This is a genomic window from Aequorivita xiaoshiensis (assembly GCF_022008395.1).
GTDB classification, from domain to species: Bacteria; Bacteroidota; Bacteroidia; order Flavobacteriales; family Flavobacteriaceae; genus Aequorivita; species Aequorivita xiaoshiensis.
In genome coordinates, this window is the sequence record NZ_JAIRBB010000001.1 from 655,246 (window position 1) to 674,021 (window position 18,776).

Annotated in this window: 12 protein-coding genes; 4 read left to right on the top strand and 8 right to left on the bottom strand. The window is 35.1% G+C overall.

What is annotated here, in order from left to right:
* Positions 1-90: 90 nt before the first annotated feature.
* The 3 genes from K8344_RS02980 to K8344_RS02990 form a co-directional block, all read right to left on the bottom strand.
* A complete protein-coding gene (locus K8344_RS02980; RefSeq protein WP_237606803.1) occupies positions 91-3,543 on the bottom strand; it encodes a pyruvate carboxylase in 3,453 nt (1,150 codons plus the stop codon).
* 145 nt (positions 3,544-3,688) lie between these two features.
* Positions 3,689-4,783: a hypothetical protein gene (locus K8344_RS02985; protein WP_237606804.1), complete on the bottom strand. Its 1,095-nt coding sequence runs from the start codon at positions 4,781-4,783 to the stop codon at positions 3,689-3,691.
* Positions 4,784-4,865: 82 nt separating this feature from the next.
* Complete coding sequence (locus tag K8344_RS02990; protein WP_237606805.1) at positions 4,866-6,218, bottom strand: dihydrolipoyl dehydrogenase family protein; 1,353 nt, start codon at positions 6,216-6,218, stop codon at positions 4,866-4,868.
* Positions 6,219-6,387: 169 nt separating this feature from the next.
* On the opposite strand from K8344_RS02990, the gene mfd reads away from it, so the two are divergent.
* Entirely contained in the window at positions 6,388-9,765 is a 3,378-nt protein-coding gene (mfd, locus tag K8344_RS02995) for a transcription-repair coupling factor (protein ID WP_237606806.1), read from the top strand.
* A 137-nt stretch (positions 9,766-9,902) separates the two neighbouring features.
* Entirely contained in the window at positions 9,903-10,712 is an 810-nt protein-coding gene (locus tag K8344_RS03000; protein ID WP_237606807.1) for a helix-turn-helix domain-containing protein, read from the top strand.
* Between the two features lie 3 nt (positions 10,713-10,715).
* Here K8344_RS03000 and cysM read toward each other — a convergent pair whose 3' ends face one another.
* On the bottom strand, positions 10,716-11,600 hold the full coding sequence (gene cysM / locus K8344_RS03005) for a cysteine synthase CysM (RefSeq protein WP_237606808.1): 885 nt from the start codon (positions 11,598-11,600) through the stop codon (positions 10,716-10,718).
* Positions 11,593-12,381: a serine O-acetyltransferase EpsC gene (gene epsC / locus K8344_RS03010; RefSeq protein WP_237606809.1), complete on the bottom strand. Its 789-nt coding sequence runs from the start codon at positions 12,379-12,381 to the stop codon at positions 11,593-11,595. The genes cysM and epsC overlap by 8 nt, the downstream gene beginning before the upstream one ends.
* Positions 12,382-12,525: 144 nt before the next feature.
* On the opposite strand from epsC, the gene K8344_RS03015 reads away from it, so the two are divergent.
* On the top strand, positions 12,526-13,854 hold the full coding sequence (locus tag K8344_RS03015; RefSeq protein WP_237606810.1) for a TlpA family protein disulfide reductase: 1,329 nt from the start codon (positions 12,526-12,528) through the stop codon (positions 13,852-13,854).
* Positions 13,855-13,910: 56 nt separating this feature from the next.
* Here K8344_RS03015 and K8344_RS03020 read toward each other — a convergent pair whose 3' ends face one another.
* The 3 genes from K8344_RS03020 to K8344_RS03030 form a co-directional block, all read right to left on the bottom strand.
* The gene (locus tag K8344_RS03020) at positions 13,911-14,273 is read right to left on the bottom strand and encodes a YraN family protein (protein ID WP_237606811.1); all 363 of its coding nucleotides are present in this window, start codon (positions 14,271-14,273) and stop codon (positions 13,911-13,913) included.
* A gap of 121 nt (positions 14,274-14,394) precedes the next feature.
* Positions 14,395-15,024, bottom strand: a complete 630-nt coding sequence (locus tag K8344_RS03025; RefSeq protein WP_237606812.1) for a hypothetical protein — start codon at positions 15,022-15,024, stop codon at positions 14,395-14,397.
* Between the two features lie 551 nt (positions 15,025-15,575).
* Complete coding sequence (locus K8344_RS03030; RefSeq protein WP_237606813.1) at positions 15,576-16,490, bottom strand: S66 peptidase family protein; 915 nt, start codon at positions 16,488-16,490, stop codon at positions 15,576-15,578.
* A 62-nt stretch (positions 16,491-16,552) separates the two neighbouring features.
* Here K8344_RS03030 and metG point away from each other — a divergent pair, with 62 nt between their 5' ends.
* Positions 16,553-18,676, top strand: a complete 2,124-nt coding sequence (metG, locus tag K8344_RS03035; RefSeq protein WP_237606814.1) for a methionine--tRNA ligase — start codon at positions 16,553-16,555, stop codon at positions 18,674-18,676.
* The last annotated feature ends 100 nt before the right edge of the window (positions 18,677-18,776 follow it).

Genomic DNA, 18,776 nt, shown 5'->3' on the forward strand with positions numbered 1-18,776 from the left:
TTAAAATTTCATTGCTCTTTATTCATATTTTCAGTTCAACTTTATCTTCAACTTGAATTTTAGTTTCGATTTCGATTTCAATTTCTCCCTTTATTCAAGTGTTAAAATTAAATCGTCTTTCATTACCATAGTGCCAGGCTTCAGGGTAATGGATTTAACCGTACCATCCTTTTTTGCTGTAATCGTAGATTCCATTTTCATGGCTTCAATAATAAAGAGGTGATCATTTTTCTTCACTTTCTGCCCCTTTTTTACCAATACCTTATACAAACTTCCTTGTAAAGGTGCTCCATACTGATTTGGATCTTGAGTGTCGGCTTTTACGTGAACTTCTTTCTCAACCTTAATAGATTTATCTCTAATTTGAATAAATCTGTTTTCCCCGTTTACCGAAAAGAAAACTATACGAACTCCATCTTCATTAGGTATTCCTACTGAAAGCAGCTTAACGATTATAGATTTTCCTGGCTCTAATTCAATAATAGCCTCTTCGCGAAGTTTCATGCCGTAGAAGAAATTTTCGGTAGCAAGAATAGCAACATTGCCATATTGCTTATACTTTTCGTGGGCGTCTTCAAAAACACGTGGATATAAACTATAAGAAAGGAAATCCTCAAACTCAATTTGTCTTGTAAAGCCTTGTTGAAATTTCTTACGGAAAATCTTGAATTCTGCATCAAAATCTATTGGCTCTAAATGTGCGTTTGGTCTGTCGGTATAAGCCACGTTGTTTTTCAAAATTATCTTCTGAAGTTCTTTTGGGAAACCTCCAATTGGCTGTCCAAGATCCCCTTTAAAGAAGTTGATTACAGATTCTGGGAAGGAAATGTCTTCTCCGCGCTGCATAACATCTTCTGGAGTAAGGTTGTTTGTAACCATAAAAATAGCCATATCTCCAACTACTTTGGAGCTTGGCGTTACTTTTACTAAATTTCCAAACATACCATTTACCTGCTCGTACATCTTTTTCACCTCATCAAAACGATCGCCTAAGCCAAGTGCTTCCGACTGCGGACGTAAATTTGAATACTGTCCTCCTGGAATTTCGTGTTGGTAAACCTCCGCCGTTCCAGCTTTTAATCCAGATTCGAAAGGGTAATACATTTCGCGAACGTCTTCCCAATAATTAGAAAACTCGTTTAGTTTGGTGATATCAAATTTGTTTTCTCGCGGTTGATTGCGCATCATCTCAACAATAGCGTTGAAGTTTGGCTGAGAGGTAAGCCCCGAAAGTCCGCCTAAAGCAACATCAACAACATCAACTCCCGCTTCAATAGCTTTTAGGTAAGTTGCAGATTGTATAGAAGAAGTATCGTGGGTATGCAAGTGCAACGGAATTTTAACCGTGTCTTTTAATGCAGCCACTAGTTCTGCAGCGGCATAAGGTTTTAAAAGCCCGGCCATGTCTTTAATCGCAATCATATGCGCCCCGGCATTTTCTAAGTCTTTTGCAAGTTGCGTATAATAACTCAGGGTGTATTTAGTTTCATTTGGGTCAAGGATATCACCTGTATAGCTAATAGCAGCTTGAGCAATCCCACCAGTTTTGTTTCGAACATAGTTAATACTTGGCTCCATTGCTTTAACCCAGTTTAGGGAGTCGAAAATTCTAAAAATATCAATTCCATTTTCCCAAGATGTTTCAATAAACTTCTCAATTAAATTATCGGGATAGGCTTTGTAACCAACTCCATTGGAGCCTCGAAGTAGCATTTGGAAAAGTATATTTGGCATCAATTTACGAAGTTCGCGTAGTCTCGTCCAGGGACTTTCATATAAAAACCTAAGACAAACATCAAAAGTTGCACCTCCCCACATCTCGATACTAAAGGTATTTGAATGATTCTTCGCAAAACTTTCAGCTACTTTCAGCATGTCGTAACTACGCATCCTAGTTGCGAGTAAGGATTGATGCGCGTCGCGAATTGTGGTATCGGTATAATGAATTTGTTTTTCATCTTTTAACCAAGCACAGAATTTTTCGGGTCCCATTTCCATGAGCATGTCCTTTGTGCCTTTTGGAAACTCTTGACTTTTATTAAATATGGGAACTTTAGGGGTTCTAAAAACTTTGGTTTTATCGATGGTCTTTACATCTGGATTTCCGTTTACAATTACTTCTCCTAAATAATTTACAATTTTAGAGGTACGATCTTGAGGAAGTTTTATTTCGAATAGAGAAGGGGTGTTGGCTATAAAATTAACTGTAGCCTTACCTTCCTTAAAAGTATCGTTGTGAATTACATTTTGAAGAAAATGAATGTTGGTTTTTACACCGCGAATTCTAAACTCTCTAAGTGCGCGTGACATTTTACGCACAGCCCCGTCCAATGTTCGTCCATGAGCTGAAACTTTTACAAGCATAGAATCGAAAAAAGGACTTACGCTATAGGATTGATAGATACTACCAGCATCTAAACGGATTCCCATTCCACCAGCACTGCGATAGGTGGTAATAGTTCCGTAATCGGGGGTAAAATTGTTTTCGGGATCTTCGGTTGTAATACGGCATTGCATAGCAAAACCATAAGTTGCAAGCGAATCTTGTTCGTAAATTTTAATTTGTTTGTCACTTAATTTATACCCTCCTGCAATAAAAATCTGAGTTTTTATAAGGTCTATTCCAGTTACCATTTCGGTAACTGTGTGCTCTACTTGAATTCGTGGATTCACTTCAATAAAGAAAACGTTATCTTCCTTATCGACCAAAAATTCAACTGTACCTACGTTGTTGTAATTTACTTCCTCTGCAATTTTAACCGCATATTTATACAGTGCATCTTTTACATTTTGAGAAACATTAAAAGAAGGAGCAACTTCAACAACTTTTTGATGACGTCTTTGGACAGAACAATCTCGCTCGAATAAGTGGCGAATATTTCCGTGGTTATCTGCTACTATTTGAACTTCTAAATGCTTGGGATCTTCAACATATTTCTCGAGAAACATAGTGTCGTCGCCAAAAGCATTAAGCGATTCGCTTTTTGCAGAATCGAAATTGTTTTTTAAATCGTCTTCGGTACGAATAATTCTCATACCACGGCCACCACCACCAGAGGCAGCTTTTAGCATAATAGGGTAACCTATTTTTTTAGCTTCGGAAATTGCAATTTCTAATGAAGATAATTCCTTTTCATTACTTTTAATAATAGGTACGTCACACTTTTCTGCAATTTTTTTGGCAGTAATTTTATCTCCTAAAGCGTCCATAGCTTTTGGATCTGGACCTATGAAGATAATTCCGTTTTTGGCGCAGTTTCGAGCAAATTCAGAGTTTTCAGATAAAAATCCATATCCGGGATGAATAGCATCAACGTTTTTAGATATTGCAAGTTCGATAATTGCATTTCCGTCTAAGTAAGGTTTTAACGGCTCGTCGTTTTCACCAATTTGATACGATTCATCGGCCTTATAGCGATGTTGTGAATAGCGGTCCTCAAAAGTATAGACTGAAACTGTTTGCAAATTAATTTCTGAACAAGCTCGCAATACTCGAATAGCTATCTCACCACGGTTAGCCACCAATACTTTTTTTATCTTCATGAATTGTATTTTATAAGTTTATGTGTGGCTATAAAGATAAACAAGCCAATACTTTTATGTGAAAATATTAGAAAAGAATTGGCAATAATTCGAAATATTAAAAGGGATGAATAAGTATTAAAATACAAAGAATTACAGGCATTGGTTAAGGTTGGGTACGCTGTTGTCTTTTTCTCCTTATTATATATGGGTTTACATTTTTGTAATTGCGTATTACAAAGGCTAAGGCGCTTTCCAATACTTGACCCATATTATTTGCTTTTTTAAAGTTCACATCACCTGTAAGTTCAAAAAGATCCATTTTTAACTCTTCAATCTTTTCGGGAGGAGAAATAGAGTCTTCCTTCATACAATTTAATAAGGCTTTTAACCTCTTTTTTTCATTTGTAGCTCGTTTTGCTAGCAATGATCTTTCTTCACTAATATATTGGTCTATTGACGTTTGTTGAAGAAGCTCCATAGTCATTTCAACTAACTTATTGTTTTCTTTTAGGAATTGAGGTTTGTACACCTTCGCATTTCCCTCATAAGATTGTTGGTCAAAGTCTATGGCGCGAATTCTGTATTGAATCCTGTCAAAATCGTGCGTAAGTACCATTACATAATTATAAGATCGCATATCCCCGAGTAGGCGTATAAAACATCGTTCGTTAAATTTCACAAATTCTTTGGCTATCTCTAGTTTGTCTCTTTTAGAACATTCATCCAAATGGTTGTTTATAAATTCGTCACCAGGTATTCCTGAAATATGCTCTTCTATTAATGTGTTTTTTCTCACCAAAAAGTTAATGTGGTTTGGTGAAAGTAAATCCTCAAGTTCTAAGCCGTATATACGTGAAGCATCGGCTTTTTTAATGTATATATAGAGGTAATTATCGTTAAGAATATTACGAACTTTAATTCGAAATGGTTTAGAATTCCCAAAGGTGCAGTAATCTACACTATCAATATTTAAGAAAGGTAAAATAGTTTCGTTACCATCAGAATGTAAAATGGAATATACTTTTTTTAAGCTCTCATTTATTTCTTCTGTTTCAAATTCAGAATAGTAAACTCGCACCCAAAGTGTGTCTTTTCCATTTTTATCATAAACCGAAACAGATCCCTGAAATCGCAATAAATCGTCGTAATAAATTGGGATTTTAATGGTCCTTCCGTGACGGGTTAAGTACTTTAAAAACCTATCGGTAATAGGGTAAGTGGGTTTCTTCTTTGAAATGAGTTTATTCTGACTAGGCATAATTGCGGTAAATATTCTCTAAATATAAGGGTTTTCATAATTATGGATTATTTCTTCATCTTCACCTTCAATTTCTATCCCCTTAAACCATCCCTTTTATATCATTCCCCCAAGTAGGATAAGCAAAAATCATGGCTTTAAGGCTTTCTGTGGTAAGTTTCCCGCAAATTGCCAGCACAAAAAGATTAATCATTTCACCAGCTCCAGAAGCTATTATGTGTGCGCCAAGAACAATATCTCGGTCCTTATCGACAATAGTTTTATAGGCGTAAATTTTATCGTTTACACGTTTTGCATTAAACCATTGAGGAACGCTTTTGTATTCTACTTCATAATTATAGCCTTTTTCTTTTGCTTCGTCTTCAGTCATTCCAATAGCTGCAAGCTGAGGAATGGTAAAAACCACAGAAGGCACAGGCGGAAAATCCATTTTAGTGTTATTCCCATTTCTAATATTTAAAGAAACAACTCTAGCTTCCTGAGAAGATGTTGGGGTTAACGGTAGAGAACCACTTGCCGCAACATCACCGCAAGCATAAACAGATTTATTAGTTGTATTTTGAAGAAATTCATTTACTGAAACTCCTCCCTTTTCAAATGCTACATTTCCTTTTTCTAAATCTAATTCGTCTATAGCAGGAACGCGACCGGCGGTATTAAAGACCATTCGCGTATCGACCGAATCCTTTTTACCATTTTTATCATATAAAACCCTATAGTTTTTCTGAAGTTTCGCTACTTCAGTAACCTTTGCATTAAAAATAAATTTAATTCCAATTTCTTCCGAAGCTTTTGTGAGGTGTTGGACAATATCGGCTTCAAAAGGACCTAAAGGCCTATCTGAAAATTCAATAACTGTAACTTTTACTCCACAACGGGCAGCAATGTGCGCAAACTCCATCCCTATATATCCCGCGCCTACAAACACCATATTTTCTGGGAGTTTCTCTAGCTCAAAAAAATCGTCACTAATTTTTAGATAATCTCTTCCAGGAATTTTTAGTTCCATTGGTTTTTGCCCTGTTGCGATAACTATTTTCTTTGCTTTTACAGTTTTCCCTTCTACCGATAAGGTGTTATCATCCAAAAACTTTGGAGATTGGTGATACATAGATATACCTGCTTTCCTTAAATCTCTTTCAGTTGCAGCAGGCACGGCATCGGTAAATTTCGATTTAAATTTTTGTACATCTCTCCAATCAATTTTCGGAATGGATGTGATACCATTGCCTTTCAAATTTTCTGAAAGATGAATGGCTTCGGTAAATCCAACTAAAACTTTTTTAGGGTCGCATCCCCTTTGAGAGCAGGTTCCGCCAAATTCACGATTATCGGCGATTGCAACTTTCATTCCTTCGGCAGCACAATCGTATGCTACAGTTTTACCTGCCGTACCAGTTCCAATTACAAAAACATCGTATTCTTTAAACGCCATTACTTAAATTTTTTAAACACCTAAAGATTTAAACCTATGAGATGTTGTTTCAGTTAATTCTAAAAATACAGATTCAATTCAGGGATGTGTGTTATTAAAATGATAAAGTTGAAATTAAAACCTGTTAGCTTTTGAAAACCTGATAGGTTTGGATTAAATTTGCCGTTCAATGAGCAAAACATTCGCTACTTCACTGTATTCTCAGTCTTTGCAAACGCAAAAACTAGGAGAAGCTATATCCCAAAAGCAACAAGCAATTTCAGTATCAGGCCTTGTTGGCTCTTCCATTTCGATGGTTTTAGCCCAAGCCTTTAAAAATACCGATTTGCCTTTTCTTTTTATTTTGAATGATAAAGAGGAAGCCGCTTATCACCTTAACGATTTGGAAAACCTTTTGGGTGATAAAAATGTACTTTTTTATCCTGGAAGTTATCGCCGGCCATATCAAATAGAAGAGACGGATAACGCTAATGTTTTATTGAGAAGTGAGGTTTTAAATCGAATTAATTCTCGAAAAAAACCCGCATTTATCGTCACTTATCCCGAGGCACTTTTTGAAAAAGTTGTTACTCGAAAGGAATTAGAACAAAACACCTTAAAAATAGCGGTAAACGATCAGCTTTCTATTGATTTTGTAAACGAAGTCCTGTTTGAATATCGTTTTAAACGCACTGATTTCGTTACAGAGCCAGGTGAGTTTTCGGTTCGCGGAGGAATTTTAGATGTGTTCAGTTTTAGTAATGATCAACCCTATCGAATTGAGTTTTTTGGTGATGACGTAGACAGTATTCGAACCTTCGATGTGGAAACACAGCTTTCATTAGAACAAATAAAAAAAGTTTCAATAATTCCAAATATTGAAAACAAGATAATCGATGAAAACCGAGAGTCTTTTCTAAAATATATCGCTTCCAAAACAGTGGTTTTTCTGAAAAATGAAGAACTTTTTAGCAGTGCAATAAACAATCTTTTCAAAAAAGCAACTGAAGCTTTTAACGCAATCGATTCTGAAATAAAACGCGCAAAACCTTCAGAGTTATTTTGCGATTCTACATTGCTTAAAGGGCAACTTAGAGATTTTACAACTGTTACATTAAATGTAAAGGAAAGAAGAAATTTAAAAGAAGATACCAATCGTCTAGAAAAAGTTTCTTCGGTAATATTTTCAACTAAGCCACAGCCTTCTTTTAATAAGCAATTTAATTTGCTGATTGAAAATTTGAATGAAAATACAGATAACGGATATAAAAACTATATTTTTTGTAGTAGTGAACAGCAAGCAAAACGTTTTCACGACATTTTTGAAGATGCCGAACAAAATGTAAATCAATTTGAAACAATTGTTTTTCCTCTGTTTCAAGGGTTTATTGATGATGATTTAAAACTAGCTTGCTACACCGATCATCAAATTTTTGATCGCTATCATAAGTTTCAGCTTAAAAATGGGTACGCCAAGAAACAAGCGATAACCCTAAAAGAAATTACAAATCTTGAAGTCGGCGATTATGTAACGCATATCGATCATGGAATTGGCAAATTTGGTGGGTTGCAAAAAATTGAAGTGGAAGGTAAAATGCAGGAAGCTATCAAGCTTTTTTATGGCGAACGCGATATTCTATACCTGAGTATTCACAGTCTGCACAAGATTTCAAAATATAATGGGAAAGATGGTAAGGAGCCCAAAATATACAAATTGGGTAGTGATGCTTGGAAAAAGTTAAAGCAAAAAACCAAAACCCGAGTTAAGGAAATTGCGTTTAATTTAATTGAGCTTTACGCAAAAAGAAGGACTCTAAAAGGGTTTGCCTATGATCCTGATAGTTACTTACAAGCAGAGTTGGAATCATCATTTATTTACGAAGATACTCCAGATCAAAGTACTGCTACCGAAGATGTGAAAAAGGATATGGAAAACGAACGCCCTATGGACAGATTGGTTTGTGGTGACGTTGGTTTTGGAAAAACAGAAGTAGCTATTCGAGCTGCATTTAAAGCGGTAGATAACGGAAAACAGGTTGCTGTTTTAGTACCTACAACTATTTTGGCTTTTCAACATTTTAAGACATTTTCTGAAAGACTTTCCGAAATGCCAGTGAAAGTCGATTACTTAAATCGATTTAGAACTGCGAAAGAAAGGAAAGCAGTTTTGGAAGGATTAAAAGAAGGTCGCTTAGATATCGTAATTGGAACACACCAATTAGTAAATAAATCGGTTGAATTTAAAGATTTGGGACTACTAATTATAGATGAAGAGCAAAAATTCGGAGTAGCCGTAAAGGATAAACTGAAAACTATAAAGGAAAATGTAGATACACTTACATTAACGGCAACGCCAATTCCGCGTACGTTGCAGTTTAGTTTAATGGCTGCACGTGATCTTTCGGTAATTACTACGCCGCCGCCAAACCGTTATCCAGTAGAAACACACGTTATTCGCTTTACAGAAGAAAGTATTCGCGATGCGGTTCAATATGAAATTTCGCGTGGCGGGCAAGTTTACTTTGTCCACAATAGAATTGAAAATATTAAAGAAGTTGCGGGAATGATTCAGCGGTTGGTTCCAGACGCAAAGATTGGGATTGGTCATGGGCAGATGGAAGGTAAAAAACTAGAAGATTTAATGCTTCGGTTTATGAATAACGAATTTGATGTTTTGGTTTCTACTACCATCATCGAAAGCGGATTGGATGTGCCTAACGCAAATACTATTTTCATTAACAACGCCAATAACTTTGGTCTTTCAGATTTACACCAAATGCGTGGGCGAGTAGGTAGAAGTAATAAAAAAGCATTTTGTTATTTTATTACGCCACCTTATTCGGTTATGACCGAAGATGCCAGAAAACGTATTACCGCTTTAGAGCAATTTTCTGAATTGGGTAGCGGAATTAATATCGCTATGAAGGATTTAGAAATTCGCGGTGCAGGGGATTTACTTGGAGGAGAACAAAGTGGGTTTATTAATGAAATTGGTTTTGATACGTATCAAAAAATCCTTTCTGAGGCCATTGAAGAATTAAAAGAGAAAGAATTTAAAGATCTCTACGAAGATTCTTCAGCTCCGTTAAGTAATAAGAAATTTGTGAAGGAAATTACTATCGATTCGGATTTTGAATTGCTTTTCCCTGATGATTATGTAAATAATATTACCGAACGACTAAATCTATACACCAAGTTAAACGAGCTTAAAGACGAGAATGAGCTTCAAAAATTTGAAAAGGAGTTGCTCGATCGTTTTGGAGAGCTACCAATACAGGCTGAAGACTTGTTAAACAGCGTGAGGTTGAAATGGCAAGCTATTTCTATGGGCTTAGAACGAATGGTCATTAAGAACAATAAAATGGTTGGGTATTTTATCGCAGACCAACAAAGTGCTTTTTATCAAAGTCCAACTTTTACCAAAGTGCTTCAATACGTTCAAAGCCATCCACAAAAAGTAACTATGAAAGAAAAGCAAACCCGAAATGGTTTACGTTTAATATTAACTTTCGAAGGAATTTCTTCAGTAGATAAAGCGTTAAAAGCTTTGGAGCCTTTTTCAGTATAACACTTAAAAACCTTGATTTAAGTTACTTGTAATCAGGTAATTACAAGTAATGTCGGGTAAATGTCGGGTTAAATTCACTTGAAAAAATTGCACTATATTTAGTGTCATCGTACTATTGCTTCCATAAATATTTAATTATGAAACAGCCTGAACTCGGTCAAAAAATTTTAGAGTTACGTAAAAAGAAAGGTTTAACTCAAGAAGAACTTGTGGAGCAATGTAATATAAATGTACGCACCATTCAAAGAATAGAAGCCGGCGAGGTTACCCCGCGCAGTTTTACTTTAAAAACCATTTTAAACGCCTTAGGCGAAAATCTAGAAAATTTAAAAAAGGCAGATAAGGTTAAGGCTATAAATCGAAATTGGGAAAATTATCGATTTTCAATTATCTATTTTAGAATAGCTTGGATTTGTGGATTGGTATATTTTCTGTCGGGTTTTGTAGAATTTGCAGTGGACTATGCTCGATTTCAAGAAAATGAATTAATCATTCCAAATGCTGCGTATGTAAGTATGAAATTTATCGTTTTGATAACTTTTATTTACTTTATGTGGGGCTTTATTTTAAGCGGGAAAATTTTTAACAATTACCTCTTAAAGATTGGTTCCTACTTTTTAATTGGGGTAACGATTTTGTTTTATGGTTACGACATGATATCGCTGTATTACGAATTATTCTACATAGAATATGTAATTGTAATCCAATCTATTTTTTTCGGAATAGGTGGTTTCATTTTTGGATTGGGACTCATGCGGTTGAAAAATGTATCTGGTAATATTCCGGGAATAGCCGGAGGTTTTCAGGTAGTAAGTGGTATTTTATTTACCCTAGTATTTATGGCTTGGTTGGGTATATTCTTTTTAATATTTACCGTGATTTTGCAAATTATTCTTCTTTATAAAATTGAAGAGCTAGCAAAGGAAAACATTGAAAGTTTAGAATAAGATTTAATCGAACAGTGGAGACGATAAGTATCGATCTCCACGGTCGCAAATTATCGCTACCACAACTCCGCTGTCTATAGTTTCAATTAGTTTTAAAGCAGCTGCAACACTTCCGCCGCTACTCATTCCGGCAAAAACGCCTTCTTCTTCAGCTAAGCGTTTCGTCATTTTTGTGGCTTCCTCTTCACTTACCTCAATAACTTGATCAACTTTGTTAGGATTAAATATTTTTGGCAGATAAGCTTTTGGCCACTTTCTAATTCCAGGGATTTTAGCTCCATCGGTAGGTTGTGCACCTATAATTTGAATGTCTTTATTCTTTTCTTTTAGAAATGTAGAAACTCCCATAATTGTACCTGTTGTTCCCATTGCCGATACAAAATGCGTTATATTACCGTCACTATCATTCCAAATCTCTGGACCGGTGGTTTTAAAATGGGCTTTCCAATTATCATTGTTTGCAAATTGGTTGAAAGAGTAATACCCTTCTTCTGCTACCTTCTTTTCAGCATAATCTCTAGCGCCTTCAATTCCGATATCGGCTGAGGTTAATGTAACTTTAGCTCCATAGGCACGCATAGTTTCAACCCGTTCTTTGGTAGAGTTTTCAGGCATGACAAGTTCAATGCTTAACTTAAATATTCCTGCAATCATCGCTAAAGCAATCCCGGTATTACCGCTAGTAGCTTCAATTAGTTTGGAGTCTTTATCAATTTCACCTCTATCTAATGCCGACTTAATCATGTTGTAAGCTGCACGGTCTTTTACGCTACCACCAGGATTTTGTCCTTCTAATTTTAAAAGCAAGGTGACGTTTGGATTGTTTACCAAACGAGTTGCTTTTATCAGTGGCGTTTTTCCTATAAAATCTATGATGTTTTTATACATTTTCTGCTGTTTTAACTCTTACTTGACTTATGTTTGATACTAGTGAATTTGGTGCAATAGACTTGGTTACCCATGCATTACCTCCAATTATACTATTGGCTCCAATTACAGTTTCACCACCCAAAATTGTTGCGTTAGCATAGATTACTACGTTGTCTTCAACCGTAGGGTGGCGTTTTATGTTGCGTAAGTCTCTTGCTACTGATAGTGCTCCCAAAGTTACACCTTGATATATTTTTACGTTGTTTTTAATCACGGTGGTTTCTCCAATAACAGTCCCAGTAGCGTGATCTAGATAAAACGACTCACCTATTTGAGCCCCTGGGTTGATATCTGCTCCTGTAATATGATGCGCATATTCGCTCATTAACCTTGGAATTAATGGCATTTTCAATTTATAAAACTCGTGGCTTAACCTGTGTATTACAATGGCGTAAAATCCAGGGTACGACAAATAAATTTCCTCAATAGAGTTGGCTGCGGGATCATTTTTTAAAAATGCTTCAGCATCTTTGTTTAACTTTTTTAAAATTTCGGGAAGTTTTTCAACATAGTTTTTCCACAATTTTCTACAAGGCTTTTCAGGCTTCCAACAAGCAATGTCAGACAATTCCTCAAACATTGCTTCCAAGATTTGTAGGTTTTTAGAAACCGATGTTTCTGAATCGAAGAGAGTTAAGAATAAAAGATCTGTAAATACTTCTGTTCGAACTTTTAATCGATACTTTAGATTCGGGTTTTCCTTTTGCTTTTCTATAGCTTGAATTATATCGTCGTTCATATTGTATTTTTAATGTTGAAATTAAAAAGTGAGTTTAATCTTCTAAAGTTACAGAAATAATAAAAAAGTATTCTCCACCTACCAACTTGCAAAGATTATTTTTCCATTCAAAAGATTGATAGCTTTGTAAATTAATTAACTATCATGATCAAAAAAATATTACTTCTAGTTCTTTTAAGTCCTTTCTTTCTTTATTGTCAAGATTCTATGACAGGACAATTTTCTCCAAAGGAAGACTTTGATTTTGCCATTTTATACCGCTTAACGCCAACAGGTAGAGTTTATGCTCAGGACACCAAAATTGGAAATGATGGAAGGTTAAAAATGAATTTCGATTCACTTTCAAAAGGCAGTTACCGATTGGTTTATAATTTACCAGAAGAAAACAACTATTTTGATTTTATATATGATGGAAATGAAGCGGTATCCTTTACATTTTCTGAACCCACTGGTGTAGTATTCACAGATACTCAAAATAAAATCCTTAATGAGTATTTAAAAGAAATGGAGGCTGTTGAAAAGGCATTGAATTCGGAATTGACTTCTGAAAGTCCAAATACCACAGACGTTAAAACGCTTCTTAGAAAACAAATAGATATTCAAAATAAGGCCGAGAATGAATCGAAAAACACTTTTGTTTCATTATTCGTCAAGGCTAATAAGCCCTATATCCCAAATGATTTTAAAAATAGAAGCTTATACTACGGAGAGAAGAAAACAAATTTCTTTAGCAATTTTGACTTTGGAGATATGCAACTACAGAGCTCCTCTTTTCCTTTAAGAATTATTGAAAAATATTACGAAGAATTCACCTTAATTCAAGGTTCTACATTTTATCGTTCTCTTATAAATGACATATATTTCGAAGTTAAAAACAGCGATTCTGAATTTCAAAAAACATTATTAGCGGAGTTTTGGCAATCTTTAGTAAATAAAAACAAAAAAAATGCAGCCAACTATTTAGCCGACAATTATTTGACAGACCTTGCTACATCACAGGGTGATGCTGTTCTGATTAAAAAGTTAGATTTATTTAAAAATCTATCTATTGGAGCCAAGGTCCCAAATTTTTCTTGGAAAGATAAAAACGGTAATGAAAACACGCTTTATAACACAGACGTAGCTGAATATTATGTCCTGGCCTTCTGGAGCTCAGACTGTCCTTACTGTATGGAAAATATGCCTGTTTTAAATGAAAAAATGAATGCTATAAATAGTAATAAAATTAAAGTAATAGCTGTTGGTTTAGAAATGGAAGATGAGCCTTGGAAACAAACAACTGAACAGCTCACTAATTTTATCCACGTATTGAGAAAGAATGAGGACCGCGCCGCTATTACTTTAGATTATAATGTGACAGGAACCCCTACTTATTTTGTTTTGGATAAGGATAAAAAGATAATCGGAACCCCTCAAGGTCAAAATGCTTTATTTGGTATTATTGATACTTTAGAAGCCTACAAAAAACAGTAAGAAAATCTATGAGTTCTGTAGTTTTTGCAACTTAAAGTAGGTGAGTCTTTTAAGCACTAAAAATGATAAAAAGCATTTTCAAAATGCTCTAAATTTTCGGTTTTTTGATTTTTTAGAATGGCAATAATATCGAAACGAACTTCAACGTCTAGTTCATTTGAAATTATATATTCGTTTGCAGCTTTCACAAGGTTTTTAATCTTCCCCGGAGTAACAAAGCTCTGAGGGTCGCCAAAAAAGTCGCTATTTCTAGTTTTAACCTCAACAATTACCACGGTATCTTCTTCTTTTTGAGCAATAATGTCTATCTCTGCTTTGTCAAAAAAGAAATTCCGACACAGAATTTTGTAGCCGCTATTTATTAAGTATTGAGCGGCTATTTCTTCTCCTATTTTTCCAAGTTCATTGTGATTGGCCATACTACGCTAAAATTATTGAAAATTGAAAATTCAAGCTTCAACTATTTAAATTTCATTTAGCAATTTAAAGGATGTTTTTTTAACCTCAGCTGTTTTATTTATTCTGCAAATTAGCTCATCATTATTCTCTACCTACAAACAATGTAATAATATTTGATTTATGTGCGGAATTCCTAACTAATAATTTGAGTTTTACGCTTTTTCCTTCATCCTCATATGTACCCCAAGGTATACTCGCTCCCCAAAATCCCTCTGGATTTATTTTTTCGCGAATCGGAGTCCAATCTTGAATCAATCTATTGTTTTGATCAACCCTAAACATCTTTACTTCTACTGTACGTCCTGCTGGGCCTTCGCCGTGAAGTTGTACGTTGGGAATATGTCCTTCATTATTTCCCGATACACTCTCACCTAAAACATAAAAGTTGGAATGTGGATATTGTTGTGAGATATGAGGAAAGATAATAGCAAACTCTTTACTTGGTGCTCCTTTTTTAGTTGGAGGAATCTGTTCTCCAGTAATAGGATCGATGCGGCCGTGTATCACTCTTTGCCGTTTTGGAGCTATTTTTCTGTTATCAGGATTAACTACTATAATTTGATTGGTGTCTGCTAATTTTTTATTAGAAGGAGTGGTAATTCTCTGGTTTGTAGCATCTTTTGTTTTCGTTCTCTTGGTTATTTGCGAATAAATTGGCGTAGCCACAAGTAAACACAATAGCGTACTTAGAAATAATAAATTAGTTTTCATAACTGTTTCCTATATTGGTTAGTAATTTTTAAATCAAACAATTAAAAATACAAAACCATATTGCAGAATTTCAAAGGTTTATGGAGTTTGGTGGGGTTTAATGAGTATAAGACGCTTTTGAGTTAGAGTCTGGTAAAATAACGATTTCAATGTTGATACAATTTCCTGATAATAATGTGTCTCACTCACAGTATTATTGAATTAATAAAGTGTGTTGTTACTAAATGCGCAAAATGTATTTTGCTTTCTTCTTCACTATTTTTACAAAATATTCCATTCTATCTTTTTTCGTCCAAAATTCTGTTTTGGTAAACTAGATAGAATCTGGCCAAATTATAAAATTTAAAATTGAATTTGAATACCAATTTACATAGTTTAAATGTCTTTAAATTAATAGTTACAAACTCAAGTATTTCATTTGCCTTTAACATGAAAACATTGAAATTCTGAGCAATAAATAGTGATGTCCGTTCATGGGCAGTCGAGAACTTGAAATTCTTCACTATAAAGAGGTTTCGACTGCGCTCAACCTGACAACGGACTTGAATTTTTTAAAAGTTCAAAATCACTTTGTCGTTTTCAGAGTTCAATTTTACCTCCCTCCCAAAAATCATCGCTTGATTGTCTTTAATATGCCCTGCGGGAAAATTGAAGTAAACGGGGAAGTTGTAATCTTTTACTGCTTCTAAAATTATCTCTTCAGCATTTTTTCCGAAAGGAATCGCATTATCGTGCATATCTGTCATTCCACCAATAATTAGTGCCTTAAGGTTTGCCAACATTCCATTTCTTTTTAAATTCATCATCATCCTATCAATGTGATATAGGTATTCATCTAAGTCTTCAATAAAAAGAATTTTGCCATCAGTATTTATTGCTGAATTACTTCCACAGAGCGAATAAAGCACAGAAAGATTTCCGCCAACTATTTTGCCTTGAATCGAACTTAGCTGCTGTTTTTGTTGAAAAGTTTTATTGTAAGTATTAACATTAAAAGCGATTGAATATTCTTGCTCAAATAAAACCTTCCGAATTGATTCTCTTGCTGCCTCAGTTTTATTTTCGATATCTAAGCACATTTGTGCGTGTAAGGTTTCAATTCCTAAATTGTGAATGTACGAGTGCAATACGGTAACATCACTATAGCCAATAATCCATTTTGGATTTTTTTGAAATGCTGAAAAATCTAACATATCAATCATTTTAACAGTACCATAACCACCTCTGGCACACCAAATAGCTTTGATGTATGGATTGTCGAGCATTTGCTGAAAATCTTCGGCTCTTAATTTTTCATTCCCAGCAAATTGATTTTCTTCGGCTCCAATAGTTTTTCCTAAAACAGCTTTTAATCCCCAGCTTTCTAAAATTTTAAGTGCTGGTTGTAATTCTTTTTTTTTAAGTTTTCGAGCGGTAGACACTATCGCAATTGTATCACCTTTTTGAAGTGTATTTGGTGTTATCATGAATCGATTTAAAACCACAAATTACTACATTTATATGTACTTTTGTACTTTCAAAAAAAATTATGGAAAAAAACCCAAATAGGTATACAATTACCGCAGCCTTACCATACACAAACGGCCCCGTTCATATTGGCCATTTAGCAGGTGTTTATGTGCCAGCTGATATTTACGCGCGCTATCAAAGACTTCAAAACAAAGATGTCGCATTTATTTGTGGTAGTGATGAACACGGAGTACCAATTACCATAAAAGCGAAAAAAGAAGGAATTACGCCGCAACAAGTAGTGGATAAATACCACGGAATCATCAAAAATAGTTTTGAGGAATTCGGGATTTCTTTTGATAACTATTCGCGTACTTCTGCTGAAATTCACCATAAAACCGCTTCAGATTTTTTCAAAAAACTATATGACGATGGTAAATTCACCGAAGAAGTTACCGAGCAATTATACGATGAAGAAGCAAATCAGTTTCTTGCAGACAGATATATTACAGGAACTTGCCCAAAATGCGGGAATGAAGAAGCTTACGGCGACCAATGTGAAAAATGTGGCTCGAGTTTAAACGCTACCGATTTAATTAATCCGAAAAGTGCTATTTCAGGAAATGTGCCTGTTTTAAAAGAGACAAAGCATTGGTTTTTGCCATTGAATGAATATGAAGATTTTTTAAAACAGTGGATTCTAGTAGACCATAAAAAAGATTGGAAAACTAACGTTTACGGCCAGTGTAAAAGTTGGATAGACGATGGTTTACGCCCTCGTGCAGTTACCCGCGATCTAGATTGGGGAATTCCTGTGCCAGTAGAAGGAGCAGACGGAAAAGTACTTTACGTTTGGTTTGATGCGCCTATTGGATATATCTCTTCAACCAAAGAGTGGGCCGCCCGCGAAGGTAAAAATTGGGAAGATTATTGGAAAAACGAGAATACCAAAATGCTTCATTTTATCGGGAAAGATAATATTGTATTTCACTGTATCATTTTTCCGTCAATGTTAAAAGCCGAAGGCAGTTATATTTTACCAGAAAATGTGCCTGCAAACGAATTTTTAAATCTTGAAGGCAATAAAATTTCTACCAGTAAAAATTGGGCAGTTTGGTTACACGAATATTTGGAGGATTTTCCAAACCAGCAAGATGTGTTGCGTTATACTTTAACTGCGAATGCGCCTGAAACAAAGGATAACGATTTTACCTGGGCTGATTTTCAAACTCGTAACAACAGTGAACTGGTTGCCATTTTCGGAAACTTCATTAACCGAGTTGTGGTTTTAACCGATAAATATTACGGAGGAGTTGTTCCGGAGCCATCAACTTTTTCTGAAATTGATAAACAGACCTTAAATGAATTAAAAGCATATCCGTCTGTAATTGCAAGTTCGTTGGAGCGTTATCGTTTCCGTGAAGCGCAAGCAGAAATGATGAATTTAGCTCGTCTAGGGAATAAATACTTAGCCGATGAAGAGCCTTGGAAGACGTTCAAAACCGATGAAGAACGCACTAAAACAGTAATGTATGTTGCGTTGCAAATAGCTTCAGCTTTGGCGGTTTTAAGTGAACCATTTTTGCCGTTTACTTCAGATAAATTGAAAAACATGTTGAATGTTAGCCTGAGCCCTTCGCCTTCGCTCAGGACAGGCTCTGTCGATGGGTCTATTAAATGGAACGACGTGTCTTCAAAATCAGAACTTATAAAACCTGGTCATAAAATAAATAAGGCCGAATTGCTATTTAGCAAAATTGAAGACGAGCAAGTGCGAGCACAATTAGATAAATTAGAAAAAACAAAAATGGATAATTCAACTACAAACCAAGAAACTTCAGTAGAAGAAGTTGCAGCAATAACACCTCAAAAAGAAACCATTCAATTCGACGATTTCGTAAAACTCGATATGCGAGTAGGAACCATTCTTGAAGCCGAAAAAATGCCAAAAGCAGATAAACTTTTGGTTTTAAAAGTTGACACAGGAATTGACCTCCGCACTATTGTTTCCGGTATTGCTCAAAGCTTTAATGCGGAAGAGATTATTGGTAAAAAAGTTACTGTTTTGGTAAATCTAGCACCAAGAAAACTTCGCGGCGTAGAAAGTCAAGGAATGATTTTGATGACAGAAGACGCCGATGGAAAATTAGTTTTTATGAATCCTGATACTAGTGGAGTTGAAAATGGGGCGACGATAAACTAAGTAAGAAAATTTCTTTGCTATCTGATATTACTCTTGTAGGACTTTATTATCGGAATTTTCTAGAAGTAAAAGGTTCACCTTTTGTTTCATAATGATGCCC

What these genes read in the sequence shown, in the direction of transcription:
- K8344_RS02980 (WP_237606803.1), bottom strand. Translation starts at nt 3,543, where the DNA reads ATGAAGATAAAAAAAGTATTGGTGGCTAACCGTGGTGAGATAGCTATT.
- mfd (WP_237606806.1), top strand. Translation starts at nt 6,388, where the DNA reads ATGAGCAAAACATTCGCTACTTCACTGTATTCTCAGTCTTTGCAAACG.
- epsC (WP_237606809.1), bottom strand. Translation starts at nt 12,381, where the DNA reads ATGAACGACGATATAATTCAAGCTATAGAAAAGCAAAAGGAAAACCCG.
- K8344_RS03015 (WP_237606810.1), top strand. Translation starts at nt 12,526, where the DNA reads ATGATCAAAAAAATATTACTTCTAGTTCTTTTAAGTCCTTTCTTTCTT.
- metG (WP_237606814.1), top strand. Translation starts at nt 16,553, where the DNA reads ATGGAAAAAAACCCAAATAGGTATACAATTACCGCAGCCTTACCATAC.
- K8344_RS03020 (WP_237606811.1), bottom strand. Translation starts at nt 14,273, where the DNA reads ATGGCCAATCACAATGAACTTGGAAAAATAGGAGAAGAAATAGCCGCT.
- K8344_RS02985 (WP_237606804.1), bottom strand. Translation starts at nt 4,783, where the DNA reads ATGCCTAGTCAGAATAAACTCATTTCAAAGAAGAAACCCACTTACCCT.
- cysM (WP_237606808.1), bottom strand. Translation starts at nt 11,600, where the DNA reads ATGTATAAAAACATCATAGATTTTATAGGAAAAACGCCACTGATAAAA.
- K8344_RS03030 (WP_237606813.1), bottom strand. Translation starts at nt 16,490, where the DNA reads ATGATAACACCAAATACACTTCAAAAAGGTGATACAATTGCGATAGTG.
- K8344_RS02990 (WP_237606805.1), bottom strand. Translation starts at nt 6,218, where the DNA reads ATGGCGTTTAAAGAATACGATGTTTTTGTAATTGGAACTGGTACGGCA.
- K8344_RS03025 (WP_237606812.1), bottom strand. Translation starts at nt 15,024, where the DNA reads ATGAAAACTAATTTATTATTTCTAAGTACGCTATTGTGTTTACTTGTG.
- K8344_RS03000 (WP_237606807.1), top strand. Translation starts at nt 9,903, where the DNA reads ATGAAACAGCCTGAACTCGGTCAAAAAATTTTAGAGTTACGTAAAAAG.